Below are 13,040 nucleotides of genomic sequence, written 5' to 3'. Positions count from 1 at the left end.
CCCACCGGAGTCTTCACCCGCATCGCCCAGCGACTCCTCGCCCTCACCTCCGGCATCTGGACCAACTGGACCACCGGCGTCACCAGCAAACGATCACTAACCGCCTACGACCACTGACCAAGGAATCAACCATCTAGGGCTGCTGGTACATGGTGTCGGTGCCGGCGTGCGCGAAGCCGAGCTTACGGTACAGGGCAACGGCAGGCGCGTTGTCCGCCTCGACGTAGAGCGTGACCTCGACGAGGCCACGGTCGCGCAGGTGGGTCAGGCCGTGCATCAGCAGCGCCTTGCCGAGGCCGGTGCCCTGCTCGTCCGGATCGACGCCGAGCACGTACACCTCGCCGACGCCGTCCTCGGCCACCTTCGTCCAGTGGTAGCCGGCGAGCCGGTCGCCGCGCCAGGCGATGAAGAAACCGGCCGGGTCGAACCAGCTGGCCTCCTCGCGGGCGAGCACGTCGGCCATCGTCATCCGGCCCTGTTCCGGGTGGCTGGCGAACGCCCTGGCGTTCGCGCGCAGCCAGGCCTCCTCGTCCGTGCCTGGCGCGAAGGTGCGGATCTCCACGCCGTCGACCGGCGGCGGCTCGGGCAGCGGCTCGGCACCGGCCAGCGGGCGACGCATCAGCCACAGCGACCGCACCGGGCGGTAACCGAGGTGGTCGGCGAGCGCGGTGGCGGCGGACAGCCCGCCGTGCGCCCATACCCGCAGCCGGGCGTCCAGCTCGTGCGCGGCGGTGACCAGCGCGGTGCCCACCCCACGCCGCCTGGCCTGCGGGGCGACCACCACCTCCGCCGCCGCGCCCGCCGGGTCGCCGAGGTCGAGCTGCGCGTACCCGACCAGCTCGTCCCCGAGGTAGCCGAGCAGGTGGCGTACCTCACCGTCGGCGGCGGCGATGCGCAGCTGGAACTGCTCGGCGAGCGGGTAGGTGCCGTCCGTCTCTGCCGCCGAACGGGTGATCGCCTCCACGGTGGCGACCTGTGCGGGGGTCAGGCGGTCTGCGTTCTCCGTTACGGGCATCGGACCAGTATCCCGGGGCCGTCACCCTGCGGGCTGGTCGGTCTCCTCGGCGAGTGCACTCTCGTCGGCCGGCGCGTTCTGCGCGGGGACGAACCGGTAGCCGACGTTGCGTACGGTGCCGATCAGCGCCTCGTGCTCGGAGCCGAGCTTCGCCCGCAGCCGCCGTACGTGCACGTCGACGGTCCTGGTGCCGCCGAAGTAGTCGTAGCCCCAGACCTCCTGCAGCAGCTGCGCGCGGGTGAACACCCTGCCGGGGTGCTGCGCGAGGTACTTCAGCAGCTCGAACTCCTTGAAGGTGAGGTCGAGCGCCTGGCCGCGCAGCTTCGCGGTGTACGTCGTCTCGTCGATGGTGAGGTCGCCGTCGCGGACGATGCCTGGCGTCTCCTCGCCGTCGACCTGGGTGCGGCCGACGGCGATCCTGATCCTGGCCTCGACCTCGGCGGGGCCTGCGGTGTCGAGTACCACGTCGTCGGCGCCCCAGTCCGCGTGGATCGCGGCGAGCGCGCCCTCGGTGACCACCAGCAGGAGCGGGCAGCGCAGGCCGGTGGCCCTGATCACCCTGGCCAGCCCGCGGGCCCTGACCAGCTCACGGCGCGCGTCCAGGAGGACGATGTCCGCCGCGGGGGCATCGACCAGTGCTGCAGCTTCCGCGGACACGATGCGTACCGAATGCGGCAACAGTGCCAGTGCGGGCAGCACCTCCGCGGAAGGTCCCACGGCGTTGGTCAACAACAGGACCGCGCCCATCAACCCTCCTCGGAACGTTATAGGCGAGGATAGCGATGTGAGCCACGCGACGATCAGATACTGGGCGGCCGCGCGCGACGCGGCCGGCGTCGACGAGGAGCAGTACGACGCGCCGACCCTTGGAGTGCTGCTCGACAGCGCCAGGCAACGGCACGAGGACCCGCGCTTCGCGAAGGTGCTCTCGTACTGCTCGTTCCTCGTCGACGGCACCCCCGTCGGCACCCGGCCGCACGCGAGCGTCGTGCTGGCCGAAGGCGCGACGGTCGAGGCCCTCCCACCGTTTGCGGGAGGCTGACGAGTGCGTGTCGTACGGGACGGGCTGAAGCTCGTCGCCACCTTGCTGGTCGTCGCCGTCTTCGCGGTCATCATCGACCGCTCGGCCGACATCTACGCGGAGTCGCGGACCGCCTCGGCGTTCGGGCTGGCCTTCGAGACCTCGGCGGACGTGTCGATCGAGGGGTATCCGTTCCTCACCCAGTGGCGCAACGGCGAGTACGAGGACGTCCAGGTCGACATCACCAGGTTCGACGTTTCGGGCACGACGGTCAAGGACGTGCGGCTGGACCTGACCGACGTCCGGATGAAGCCGTACGCCAGCGGCCCCGAGGACATGGTCAAGGCGAAGGCCGACAAGGTGCGGATGGCCGGTACCGTGCCGTACGACGAGATGAAGCTGCCGTTCGGCATCAAGGCCAAGCACAAGCGGGGAACCGACGACCAGGTGCGGCTGACCGGTTCGGTGCCGGTCACCGTGCTGGGGAAGCGGCTGAATGTACCGTTCGCCGCGGATGTCCGGGTGAAGATCGAGAAGGGGAAGATCCGGCTGCAGCCGCGCAGCGTGCAGGTGCTCGGCGGGTTGTCCACGAAGGTCGTGGACAAGCTGGTCAGGAAGCACCTGGACCGGAGCATCGCGCCGCCGGGCCTGCCCAAGTCGCTGCGGGCGAAGGAGCTGACCGCACAGGAGGACGGCCTGCGGGCCGTGGCCACGGGTACGGACGTCAAGCTGCCCAAGCAGTGACCTGCCGTCCAAGATCCGGACAGCAGGCGTACGGCAGGGTAGTCGGCGAGGTACAGTGGCGGGCATGTTCGCGACTGCGCTCACCAAGCGCCGCGCGGTCGACTACGTCCGCGTGAACAGCTCGCTCTGTCGCATCCGCTGACGGGCGGGCGCCGTCAGCGCGGTGAGACATCCACCGCTGCGTGCCACGACGTCCCGCAGGCTGGCCCGTTGCCGCCGCCCGTCGTGGCACTCGGGGCACGCCAACACTTCCAGCTCACCCGACATAATTCTTGGCTGAAGGAGGACACGGCATGAGCCGTTCAGAGGTACTCGTCGACGCAGACTGGGTAGCCGCGCACGGAAGCGATCCCGGTGTGGTGCTCATCGAGGTCGACGAGGACACCACGGCGTACGACAAGGGCCACATCGCCGGCGCTGTGAAGGTCGATTGGAAGCAGGACCTGCAGGACCCCGTGCGTCGGGACTTCATCGACAAGGCGGCGCTCGAGCAGCTGCTCTCCAGCCGCGGCATTGCGGGCGGCGACACGATCGTCCTGTACGGCGGCAATAACAACTGGTTCGCGGCGTACGCGTACTGGTTCTTCAAGCTGTACGGACACGAGAACCTGCGGCTGCTCGACGGGGGCAGGAAGAAGTGGGAGCTCGAGTCCCGCGAGCTGGTGACCGAGCTGCCGGACCGGCCGGCCACGCAGTACACGGCGAAGGAGCCGGACTCCTCGATCCGTGCGCTGCGCGACGAGGTGCTCTCCGCGATCGGCGAGCGCAACCTGGTCGACGTGCGGTCGCCGGACGAGTTCGTCGGCCGGCTGCTCGCCCCCGCCCACCTGCCGCAGGAGCAGGCGCAGCGGGCCGGGCACATCCCCACGGCGAAGAACATCCCGTGGGCGAAGGCGGCCAACGAGGACGGCACCTTCAAGTCCGACGACGAGCTGCGCGAGCTCTACACGGCGGCCGGGGTGACCGACGCCGGGGACACGATCGCGTACTGCCGCATCGGTGAGCGGTCGGCCCACACCTGGTTCGCCCTGCACGAGCTGCTCGGCTGGTCGAACGTGAAGAACTACGACGGTTCGTGGACCGAGTGGGGCTCGCTGGTGGGTGTGCCCGTGGAGACCGGCGAGGGGAAGTGACGATGACGGTGGCAGACGGTTGCGGCGCCCCCGAGGGCGGCGTGCAGATCGACGAGACGGCGCTCGGTTCGCAGGCGGTGGTCGCAGGCACCGTGCACAAGGGCGACGGGCCCGCGTACCCGGCGTACGTGCGACTGCTCAACGACTCCGGTGACTTCGTCGCCGAGGTCCCGACAGGCGCCGACGGCGGGTTCAGGTTCTACGCCGCGCCGGGCGAGTGGACCGTACGTGCCCTGGTGCCGGGCAGCGACGCGGTGCAGCAGACGGTGGCCGCGGACCGTGGTTCCGTGACGAAGGTGGCGCTCGTCGCCTGAGCGACGGCCAGCGGTCGGTCGATGCCCGTCGGGTCCCTCCGGGGACGCCGGCGGGCATCGGCGTTTCCCTGGCTACGGTGCCAAAACCCTACACAGAGCGTAACTTTCGGCGCGGTCCGTCGACGCTGCTCAACAACCTGACCGTGGATAGCACCGCGAGCACGGAACGTGCGAAGATATTCCTCGTCACTCTGCAGAGAGGCCCGACCCGTCGAGGTCGGACAAGGGGCGTACGGCTGATCCCCCCTGGCCGTATGCCCCTTGCTGCTTCTCCGGCACCGTGACCGCCGCTACTGCGGCGGTTGCGAAGACGTGGCAGAGTCCGGCTGCGGGGTGAATGTGCCGCCGTGCGGTTGTGGCCACACCAGCAGGTTGGCCGCGCGGGCCTCCCTGGCCACGTGCCACCAGGTGGGGTGGATGCCGAGCAGGTAGGCGACCGCGCCGAGCACGGCGAGCACGATGAAGGCCGACCACCACTTGACGAACAGCGCGAAGCCGGCGGCGACCACGATTGCGAACGCGATCATCAGCCACCACGGGAACGGCGGCCGCCACACCCGCTTGGTGGCCAGCGTCGCCAGCTCGTGCTTCTCCCTGATGTCCTGGGCGAGCTCGCTGGTGTCGGTCGGGTCGAGCAGGGTGAGCGCCCGTCCGGTGAGCCGCTCCACCAGCTGGGCCTGCTCGGCCGTGGTGATGCACACCAGGCCGTCGGACAGCATGGTCATCTCGTGCACGCAGGTGTCGTGCAGCGCCTGGGCGAGCGTCGCGCGGTACCGCGGCTCCATCGGCGTCTCCGCCACCACCTGTTCGAGGACGCCGATCGCGTCGCCCGGCCTGGCGAGGTGGATGAGTGCGTCGCCGATGGCGGCCCGGTAGTCCCCGATGTGCGGTGCGATCCTGGCGGCCGTCTCGAACGCGCCGAGCGCCTGCTCGTAGTTGCCGGCGGCCACGTACGCCTGGCCGAGCTCGTGGTGCAGCGTGACGTCCTGCGGCTCCAGCATGATCGCGTAGTGGTACGAGTCGATCGCGCGGCCGGTGTTGCCGGCTTGCATGGCCTGCCTGGCCTGCGCCACCGAGTCGTCGCCCGAGGCGGGGCTGGGCTTCTCCAACGGCTTCGCGGAGGCTTTCTTCGCGACCTTCTTCGCGACCTTCTTCGCGGTGCGCTTCTGGGTGGCCGGCGGTGCGACGGCGACCGAGGCCTTCCCGTTGGCGTTCTCGCCGCCCGTGGCGACGACCTCGTTCCCGCGCTGCTCGCGCCACTCCTCGTCGTAGTCGGCGCGCTGCTCGGGATCCAGGAGCACGAGCTCGGCGAGGTCGACGTCGCCCAGCCGGGCGTCGGCCGCACTGCGCTCGGTGGCATCGCCATCCGCGCGCTGGGCTTCCCAGCTCTTCCGTTGTTCGGTGATTGCCGCCTGCACGACGTCGGAGGATGAGTCCGGCGCGATGTCCAGCAGCGCGTAGAAGTCGACGAACCGACCTGCCACGAGTGGACCGCCCCTCCTTCTCCGTGGCTTCTGACCGCGTGTGGGGTTAGAGTAACTCGCGATCCTGCACTACTCTTCATACTCGTGGAACTGGTGTATGCAAGCCTCCTCATCGGCGTGCCGCTCGGCATTGCGTGGGCGGCGGGCTACGTGGTGTACACGCTCTACCGGCGACCCGAGGAGGGTTGACTGAATGGCGGCGGCCGACAGCCGCGGACCGGAGCTGCACCCGGCGTGCCTACCGCTGGCGTTCCTGCTCGGCACCTGGCGCGGTACCGGCGTAGGTGGCTACCCGACGCTCGAGCAGGATTTTACGTTCGTCCAGCAGGTGACCTTCGGGCACGTGGGCAAGCCCTTCCTGAGCTACGAGAGCCGGTCCTGGCTCACCGACGAGAACGGCGAGCCGACCCGGCCAGGGGCGATGGAGTACGGCTTCTGGCGCCCGGTCGGCAGCGGCCAGCTGGAGCTCGTGCTCAGCCACCCCACCGGCGTGGCGGAGATCTGGTACGGCGAGATCACCGGCACGAAGATCGAGCTGGCGACCGACGCGGTGGCGCGCACCTCCACGGCCAAGGAGGTCACCGGCGGGAAGCGGCTGTACGGCCTGGTCGAGGGCGACCTCGCGTACGCGTACGACCTGGCCGCCGTGGGGCAGCCGCTGCAGGCGCACCTGTCCGCCCGGCTGGTGAAGACCTGACGGGCGCACCCCGTTCACGTCCGCGTCACGCACGAGGTGTCGAAAGTTCGCCCATCCGAGTCATGATTGCTACATGGCAGTGAACTCCACGGAGGACGTGACGCTCAGCGCGCCGTCGTACGTCGAGAAGCTCGTCGAGGACGTCGAGGACGAGCTCAACCCGCCACCGGAGTCCACGGTGCCGACCGTGGGGCTGTCCGAGGGGCGGTTCCTCGACCGGGAGTTGAGCTGGCTCGACTTCAACGCGCGGGTGCTCGAGATCGCCGAGGACCCGAGCACGCCGCTGCTCGAACGGGTGCGGTTCCTCGCCATCTTCGCGAACAACCTGGACGAGTTCTTCATGGTCCGGGTGGCGAGCCTGCGGCGGCGCATCGCGAGCGGCGTCAGCACTCCCGTGCCGAGCGGGCTCACCCCGCGCGGGCAGCTCAGCGCCGTGCTGGCGCGTACCAGGGAGCTGATGGAGCGGCAGGTCGAGGTGTTCGGCGACCTGGTCGGGCCGGCGCTCGCCAAGGAGGACATCAGGATCGTGCGCTGGGACGACCTGGACGAACCGGCCCGCGCCGTCGCGCGGCAGTTCTTCCACGAGCGGGTCTTCGCGGTCCTCACGCCGCTCGCGGTCGACCCGGCGCACCCGTTTCCCTACATCTCCGGCCTGTCGCTGAACATCGCCGTGGTGGTCAGGGACGAGGCCGACCGCACGCACTTCGCCCGGGTGAAGGTGCCGTCCAACCTGCCGCGCTTCTTCCCCGTGGGCGAGGGCACCTTCGTGCCGCTCGAGGAGATCATCGTCGCGCACCTGCCCAGGCTGTTCAGCGGCCTCGAAGTGGTGGAGGCGTCGACCTTCCGGGTGACCCGCAACCAGGACCTGGAGATCGAGAGCGACGAGGACGAGAGCGTGCTGAAGGCGCTCGAGCGGGAGCTGCAGCGCCGGCGGTTCGGGCCGCCGGTGCGGCTGGAGGTGGAGTCTGGCACCAGCCAGCGGGTGCTCGACCTGCTGCTCGCCGAGCTGCGGGTGGGCGAGGACGAGGTGTTCAAGCTGCCGCCGCCGCTCGACCTGCGTGCGCTGTTCGCCGTCGCCGACGTGGACCGGCCCGACCTCGACCGGCCGCGGTTCCTGCCGCGTACGCACCCGCTGATCAAGGAGCGGGAGAACGGCGGCGCGCCGGACTTCTTCACCGTGCTCAACGAGACCGACCTGCTGCTGCACCACCCGTACCAGTCGTTCAACAACAGCGTGCAGGCGTTCGTGGAGCAGGCGGCGACCGACCCCGGCGTGCTGGCGATCAAGCAGACGCTGTACCGCACCAGCGGTGACTCGCCGATCGTGGACGCGCTGATCGACGCCGCGGAGTCCGGCAAGCAGGTGCTCGTGTGCGTGGAGATCAAGGCCAGGTTCGACGAGCAGGCGAACATCCGGTGGGCGCGTGCGCTCGAGCGCGCGGGCGCGCACGTGGTGTACGGCATCGTCGGGCTGAAGACGCACGGCAAGGCGTGCCTGGTGGTGCGGCAGGACCCGGACGGCGTGCTGCGCAGGTACTCGCACGTCGGCACCGGGAACTACAACCCGAAGACCGCGCGGCTGTACGAGGACCTCGGCCTGCTCACGTCCGACCCGGACGTCGGCGCCGACCTCACCGACCTGTTCAACCACCTCTCCGGCTACACCAGGCACCGCGGCTACCGCACCCTGCTGGTTGCGCCCGAGTCGCTGCGCAAGGGCCTGGTGGAGATGATCGACAGGGAGGCCGGGCACGCCCGCGCCGGCCGCCCGTCCGGCATCGTGCTGAAGTGCAACGCGCTGGTCGACGAGGAGGTCATCGACGCGCTCTACCAGGCGTCCAGGGCCGGCGTGCCGATCGACATCGCCGTGCGCGGCATGTGCGCGCTGCGTCCCGGCGTCCCCGGGCTGTCCGAGACGATCCGGGTGCGCAGCATCCTCGGCAGGTTCCTCGAGCACTCGCGCATCGTGCGGTTCACCGCCGGGGGTGAACCGGACTACTGGATCGGCAGCGCCGACATGATGCACCGCAACCTGGACCGCAGGGTGGAGGTCATGGTGCGCATCTCGCACCCGAAGGTGCGCAAGCGGCTGGACGCACTGCTCGACCTGGCGACCGCCGACCACATCGTCGCCTGGGACCTCGACGCGGACGGCGGCTGGGTGCGCAGGACGGGGGACCACCTGGTCGACTACCAGGAGGAGCTGCTCGCCGCCGGTGCGATGCCGGCCGCCACCAGCGCCGCGTAGCCGCCGGCCTGCTTATACTCAGGCGATGGTCGAGGACTGGGTCGCCCTGCTCCGTGCGCGCGGGTACCGGCTGACTCAACAGCGTCGGCTGGTGCTCGACGCGGTGCGCGACCTCGGGCACGCGACGCCGGAGCAGCTGTACACCCACCTGCGCGACCAACGCGACGCCGTCGACCTGGCGACCGTCTACCGCACCCTGGAGCTCCTCGTCGAGCTCGAGCTCGTCGGCCACAGCCGCCTCGCCGGGGTGGCCGAGTCGTACCACCTGGTGGCGCACGCCGACCACGTCCACCTGGTGTGCCGTAGCTGCGAGCGGGTCAGCGAGGCGCCGATCGAGACGGCGACCGCGTTCGCCCAGCGGGTGCGGGACGAGCAGGGGTTCGAGCCCGACCTCGGTCACCTGGTGGTCTTCGGCCGCTGCGCGGAGTGCGCGGCCGCGACGTAGCCTGGTCGTATGGAGAGCCCACTGCTTGCGCTGCCAGGTGCCGTCCCCGCGGATCCGCCGGACGTTGGCGTCGCCTGGCACTACGGTGACCCGATCAGGGAGCAGCGGATGCTCGCCGACGGCTGTGGTTTCGTCGACCTGTCGCACCGTGACGTGGTGCGCGTGACAGGCGCCGACCGGCTGTCGTGGCTGCACCTGCTGACCACCCAGCACCTGGAGAACCTCGCTCCGGGCGACGGGGCGACTGCCCTGATCCTGTCGGCACAGGGTCGGGTGGAGCACGCGCTCGAGCTGGTCGACGACGGCACGGCGACGACCATGTACACCGAGCCGGGCACGTCCGGGCCGCTGCTCGAGTACCTGGACATGATGACCTTCAGGTACGACGTCGAGATCGCCGACGTGACCGCCGACCTCGCGGTGGTCTGGGAGCCGGACGACGGTCCGGCCGAGCCGTACCTGACCCGCGACACCGGCCGCGGCCGGCACCGGTTCGTACCGCGCGACCAGCTGACGGCGTACGCCAGGGAGCGCGGCAACCCGGCCGGCGTCTGGGCGTACGAGGCGCTGCGCATCGAGGCGCGCGAGCCGCGCTTCGGCCGGGACACCGACCACAAGACCATCCCGCACGAGGTCGGCTGGATCGGCACGGCCGTACACCTCGACAAGGGCTGCTACCGCGGCCAGGAGACCGTCGCGAAGGTGCACAACACCGGCCACCCGCCGCGGCGGCTGGTCTTCCTGCACCTGGACGGCTCCGCGGAGACACTGCCGGCGCACGGCGACCCCGTCGAGCACGACGGCAAGGAGGTCGGGTTCGTCACCAGCGCGGCCAGGCACCACGAGCTCGGGCCGATCGGGCTCGCACTGGTGAAGCGTGCGGTGCCGGTCGACGCCGCGCTGGTTGCCGGTGGCGTGGCGGCGAGCCAGGAGGTCGTCGTGACGCCGGACGCCGGCCTGCACCTGCGCCCCAAGCAACTGCTCGGCTAGACGTCCACCACCAGCGTGATGGGGCCGTCGTTGACCAGGCTCACCTGCATGTCCGCGCCGAACCTGCCGGTGGCCACGGTGGCTCCCAGCCGGCGCAGCTCGGCGACCACCGCGTCCACCAGTGGCTCAGCCTGCTCCCCGCGGGCAGCGGCCGACCAGGACGGCCGCCGGCCCTTGCGGGTGTCCGCGTAGACGGTGAACTGGCTGATCACCAGCAACGGTGCGCCGACGTCCGAGCACGACTTCTCGCCGTCGAGGATGCGTAACCCCCACAGCTTTGCGGCGAGCTTCGCCGCGGTGGCCGCGTCGTCGGTGTGCGTGGCGCCGACCAGCGCGAGCAGGCCGGGCTCGTCGATGGCGCCGACGACCTGGCCGTCGACGCGTACGCTCGCTTCGCTGACCCGTTGCACGACTGCCCGCATGCGCTTACCTTCTCAGGTCGGTCACGGCCGGGCGGTGTCGGCGTCGCGTGGGACGATCGTATGGTGCGCGACCAGCCGAGCATCATGCATCTCGACCTGGACGCGTTCTTCGCTGCGGTGGAGCAGCGCGACAAGCCGTCGCTGCGCGGGCGGCCGGTGGTCGTCGGCGGGCTCGGGCCGCGCGGCGTCGTCTCCACCGCGAGCTACGAGGCGCGCGTCTACGGCGTGCACTCGGCAATGTCGATGGGCGAGGCGCGCCGGCGCTGCCCACAGGCGACGTACCTGACACCGCGCTTCACGGCGTACCGCGCGGTCAGCGACCAGGTGATGGACATCCTGCGCGAGCTGTCGCCGCGGGTGGAGCCGCTGTCGCTCGACGAGGCGTTCGTGGACCTCGCCGACACCGGCCGGTCGCCGCTGGACCGCAACAGCGTGGTCGGCGTCGGCACCGAGGTCAAGCAGCGGATCCACGTGGCCACCGGGCTGACCGCGTCGGTCGGCGCGGGGACGTCCAAGCTGATCGCGAAGATCGCCTCCGAGCTGCGGAAGCCGGACGGGCTCGTCGTCGTGCCGCCGGGCGACGAGCGCGACCTGCTCAGGCCGATGGCCGTCACCACCATCCCCGGGGTCGGCAAGGCGACCGCGGAGCGGCTCGCAGGAGCCGGGGTGCGTACGGTCGCGGAGGTCGAGGGGCTCAGTGAGCGGGAGCTGGTCGGGCTGCTCGGCGCGGCGCACGGCGGTGGCCTGTACCGGCTGGTCCGGGCCGAGGACGACCGGTTGGTGCAGCCGGAACGCGAGGGCAAGTCGATCAGCGTCGAGGACACCTTCGACCGTGACGTGACCGACCCGGTCGCGCTCCAGGCGATGAGCGACAAGATGGCCGTCCGGGTCACCGAGCGGCTGCGGGAGTCCGGCTCGGCCGCGCGCACGATCACCGTCAAGGTGCGGCTGTTCGACTTCACCACGCACACCCGGTCCTGGACCCTGCCGTCGGCCACCGACGAGCCGGCCGTGGTGGTGCGGGTTGCCCGCAAGCTGCTCGGCGACGTCGACACCTCGTACGGTCTGCGGCTGCTCGGCGTCGGGGTCGCGGGGTTGGTCATGGGCGCACAGCCTGAGCTGTGGGTCGACGGCGTCGACCTGCCTCACCCGGCGACCGAGGCCGAGCCGGTGCGGCTACACGTCGGCCACGAGGTCGTGCACACCACGTACGGGCCCGGCTGGCTGGTGCAGGTGGCCGACGACCGGCTGGTCGTGCGGTTCGAGACCAGGACGACCGAGCCGGGGCCCACCCGCTCGTTCCGGCGCGACGATCCCGACCTGACACCGCAGCCCGGTACGTTCGGCACGTGACTGCTGCCGATCGCGCCGGCCTGCCGGTGCTCGCCGAGGTGGACCGTGGCGGGTTCGTCGAGTCGTGGCACACCGGCTCCGTGGTGGCCGTCGACGCGATGGGCGAGGTGACGCTCACGGTCGGCCGGCCGGACGTGCCGTGCTACCCGCGGTCGTCGAACAAGCCGCTGCAGGCCACCGCCATGGTGCGTTGTGGGCTGGAGCTGCCCGCCGACCTGCTGGCACTGGCCTGTGCCAGCCACTCCGGCGAGCCGATGCACGTGGCCGGCGTACGGCGGCTGCTCGCGTCGGTCGGCCTGGACGGGTCGGCGCTGCAGTGCCCGCCGGACTGGCCGCTCGACGAGACCGCCAGGCGGGAGCGGATCGCGGCCGGTGGCGAGCCGGACCGGCTGCACATGAACTGCTCGGGCAAGCACGCGGCCATGCTCGCGACCTGCGTCGTCCGGGACTGGCCGCTCGACACGTACCTGGACCCGGAACACCCGCTGCAGCAACGGATTCGCGCGACGATCGAGGAGCTGACCGGGGAATCGGTCGTGCATACCGGCGTGGATGGTTGTGGTGCGCCGCTGTTCGCGTTCAGCCTGCGCGGCTTGGCCCGCGGCTACCGTGCGCTCGGGGCCGCGGCTGCCGGCACCGCGCAGCGGCGGGTGGTGGCTGCTTTCCTGGCGTATCCGGAGCTGACCTCGGGCACGCGGCGCGACGAGGCGCGGCTGATGCGGGGAATACCCGGTCTCCTGGACAAGGGTGGCGCCGAGGCGGTCGACGCACTGTTACTGCCGGATGGATCTGCGCTGGCCGTAAAGATCGCTGACGGTAGTCAGCGGGCCCGTACACCGGTGACAGTCGCGGCACTGCGTACGCTCGGCTACGACGCCGCGATCCTAGATGACCTGGCGACGGCGCTGGTGCTCGGCGCCGGCCGTCCAGTAGGGGAAATTCGAGTTGCGGAGGGGTTCGCCCGCCTACGCGCGGGCCTACGAAGTAACCCAGCCCGCTGAGCGGTTACCACTGCATGTCGCGCATTACGCGTGCTCCTGGAATCTTCCTGAGGTTGCTCGGCAATGGGTACATCGTTGCCGTCAAGCAAGGTGTAACAGATGGTATTACCAGAGTAGCTTCGAGTAGCCGTCGGGGTCGGTTGATCCGTCAAATTTCGGACGTATGACCACAT

Annotated in this window: 15 protein-coding genes; 11 read left to right on the top strand and 4 right to left on the bottom strand. The window is 70.5% G+C overall.

Annotation, left to right across the window (positions count from 1 at the left end):
• Window positions 1-117: IS982 family transposase (locus GEV07_21095; GenBank protein MQA05111.1), on the top strand; the 117-nt coding region annotated here is incomplete at its 5' end.
• Between the two features lie 16 nt (window positions 118-133).
• Here the strand turns inward: GEV07_21095 and mshD are convergent.
• Window positions 134-1,015, bottom strand: a complete 882-nt coding sequence (mshD, locus tag GEV07_21090) for a mycothiol synthase (GenBank protein MQA05110.1) — start codon at window positions 1,013-1,015, stop codon at window positions 134-136.
• A 21-nt stretch (window positions 1,016-1,036) separates the two neighbouring features.
• Window positions 1,037-1,762, bottom strand: coding sequence for a DNA-binding response regulator (locus GEV07_21085; protein MQA05109.1), 726 nt, complete (start codon window positions 1,760-1,762; stop codon window positions 1,037-1,039).
• Window positions 1,763-1,799: 37 nt separating this feature from the next.
• Between GEV07_21085 and GEV07_21080 the strand changes: the two genes are divergently transcribed.
• The 4 genes from GEV07_21080 (at window position 1,800) to GEV07_21065 (ending at window position 4,227) form a co-directional block, all read left to right on the top strand.
• Window positions 1,800-2,057, top strand: a complete 258-nt coding sequence (locus GEV07_21080) for a MoaD/ThiS family protein (protein ID MQA05108.1) — start codon at window positions 1,800-1,802, stop codon at window positions 2,055-2,057.
• Window positions 2,058-2,060: 3 nt separating this feature from the next.
• A complete protein-coding gene (locus GEV07_21075) occupies window positions 2,061-2,780 on the top strand; it encodes a DUF2993 domain-containing protein (protein MQA05107.1) in 720 nt (239 codons plus the stop codon).
• A gap of 293 nt (window positions 2,781-3,073) precedes the next feature.
• The gene (locus GEV07_21070) at window positions 3,074-3,913 is read left to right on the top strand and encodes a sulfurtransferase (protein MQA05106.1); all 840 of its coding nucleotides are present in this window, start codon (window positions 3,074-3,076) and stop codon (window positions 3,911-3,913) included.
• A 2-nt stretch (window positions 3,914-3,915) separates the two neighbouring features.
• Complete coding sequence (locus GEV07_21065) at window positions 3,916-4,227, top strand: DUF1416 domain-containing protein (protein MQA05105.1); 312 nt, start codon at window positions 3,916-3,918, stop codon at window positions 4,225-4,227.
• Between the two features lie 290 nt (window positions 4,228-4,517).
• Here the strand turns inward: GEV07_21065 and GEV07_21060 are convergent, their stop codons facing one another.
• A complete protein-coding gene (locus GEV07_21060; protein MQA05104.1) occupies window positions 4,518-5,711 on the bottom strand; it encodes a tetratricopeptide repeat protein in 1,194 nt (397 codons plus the stop codon).
• 193 nt (window positions 5,712-5,904) lie between these two features.
• Here GEV07_21060 and GEV07_21055 point away from each other — a divergent pair, with 193 nt between their 5' ends.
• The 4 genes from GEV07_21055 (at window position 5,905) to GEV07_21040 (ending at window position 10,091) form a co-directional block, all read left to right on the top strand.
• Entirely contained in the window at window positions 5,905-6,408 is a 504-nt protein-coding gene (locus GEV07_21055) for a DUF1794 domain-containing protein (protein MQA05103.1), read from the top strand.
• A 73-nt stretch (window positions 6,409-6,481) separates the two neighbouring features.
• Window positions 6,482-8,656 (top strand): RNA degradosome polyphosphate kinase, encoded by a 2,175-nt coding sequence (locus GEV07_21050; protein MQA05102.1) that lies wholly within the window; start codon window positions 6,482-6,484, stop codon window positions 8,654-8,656.
• Window positions 8,657-8,681: 25 nt separating this feature from the next.
• A complete protein-coding gene (locus GEV07_21045; GenBank protein ID MQA05101.1) occupies window positions 8,682-9,101 on the top strand; it encodes a transcriptional repressor in 420 nt (139 codons plus the stop codon).
• Between the two features lie 9 nt (window positions 9,102-9,110).
• Window positions 9,111-10,091 (top strand): folate-binding protein, encoded by a 981-nt coding sequence (locus GEV07_21040; GenBank protein ID MQA05100.1) that lies wholly within the window; start codon window positions 9,111-9,113, stop codon window positions 10,089-10,091.
• Here GEV07_21040 and GEV07_21035 read toward each other — a convergent pair.
• On the bottom strand, window positions 10,088-10,513 hold the full coding sequence (locus GEV07_21035) for a D-tyrosyl-tRNA(Tyr) deacylase (protein ID MQA05099.1): 426 nt from the start codon (window positions 10,511-10,513) through the stop codon (window positions 10,088-10,090). The two genes, GEV07_21040 and GEV07_21035, sit on opposite strands and share 4 nt — an antisense overlap.
• Before the next feature lie 60 nt (window positions 10,514-10,573).
• On the opposite strand from GEV07_21035, the gene GEV07_21030 reads away from it, so the two are divergent.
• The gene (locus GEV07_21030; protein MQA05098.1) at window positions 10,574-11,866 is read left to right on the top strand and encodes a DNA polymerase IV; all 1,293 of its coding nucleotides are present in this window, start codon (window positions 10,574-10,576) and stop codon (window positions 11,864-11,866) included.
• Entirely contained in the window at window positions 11,863-12,867 is a 1,005-nt protein-coding gene (locus GEV07_21025; GenBank protein ID MQA05097.1) for an asparaginase, read from the top strand. Before GEV07_21030 ends, GEV07_21025 begins: the two co-directional genes overlap by 4 nt.
• Window positions 12,868-13,040: the final 173 nt, after the last annotated feature.

The organism is Streptosporangiales bacterium (assembly GCA_009379825.1).
Lineage (GTDB): Bacteria > Actinomycetota > Actinomycetes > Streptosporangiales > WHST01 > WHST01.
The sequence above is the reverse complement of the archived record's forward strand: the minus strand, read 5'-3'. Positions and strand labels throughout refer to the sequence as shown.

Coding starts and splice junctions, on each gene's coding strand:
- mshD (MQA05110.1), bottom strand. CDS start 1,015: ATGCCCGTAACGGAGAACGCAGACCGCCTGACCCCCGCACAGGTCGCC.
- GEV07_21085 (MQA05109.1), bottom strand. CDS start 1,762: ATGGGCGCGGTCCTGTTGTTGACCAACGCCGTGGGACCTTCCGCGGAG.
- GEV07_21070 (MQA05106.1), top strand. CDS start 3,074: ATGAGCCGTTCAGAGGTACTCGTCGACGCAGACTGGGTAGCCGCGCAC.
- GEV07_21065 (MQA05105.1), top strand. CDS start 3,916: ATGACGGTGGCAGACGGTTGCGGCGCCCCCGAGGGCGGCGTGCAGATC.
- GEV07_21055 (MQA05103.1), top strand. CDS start 5,905: ATGGCGGCGGCCGACAGCCGCGGACCGGAGCTGCACCCGGCGTGCCTA.
- GEV07_21050 (MQA05102.1), top strand. CDS start 6,482: ATGGCAGTGAACTCCACGGAGGACGTGACGCTCAGCGCGCCGTCGTAC.
- GEV07_21045 (MQA05101.1), top strand. CDS start 8,682: ATGGTCGAGGACTGGGTCGCCCTGCTCCGTGCGCGCGGGTACCGGCTG.
- GEV07_21040 (MQA05100.1), top strand. CDS start 9,111: ATGGAGAGCCCACTGCTTGCGCTGCCAGGTGCCGTCCCCGCGGATCCG.
- GEV07_21035 (MQA05099.1), bottom strand. CDS start 10,513: ATGCGGGCAGTCGTGCAACGGGTCAGCGAAGCGAGCGTACGCGTCGAC.
- GEV07_21030 (MQA05098.1), top strand. CDS start 10,574: ATGGTGCGCGACCAGCCGAGCATCATGCATCTCGACCTGGACGCGTTC.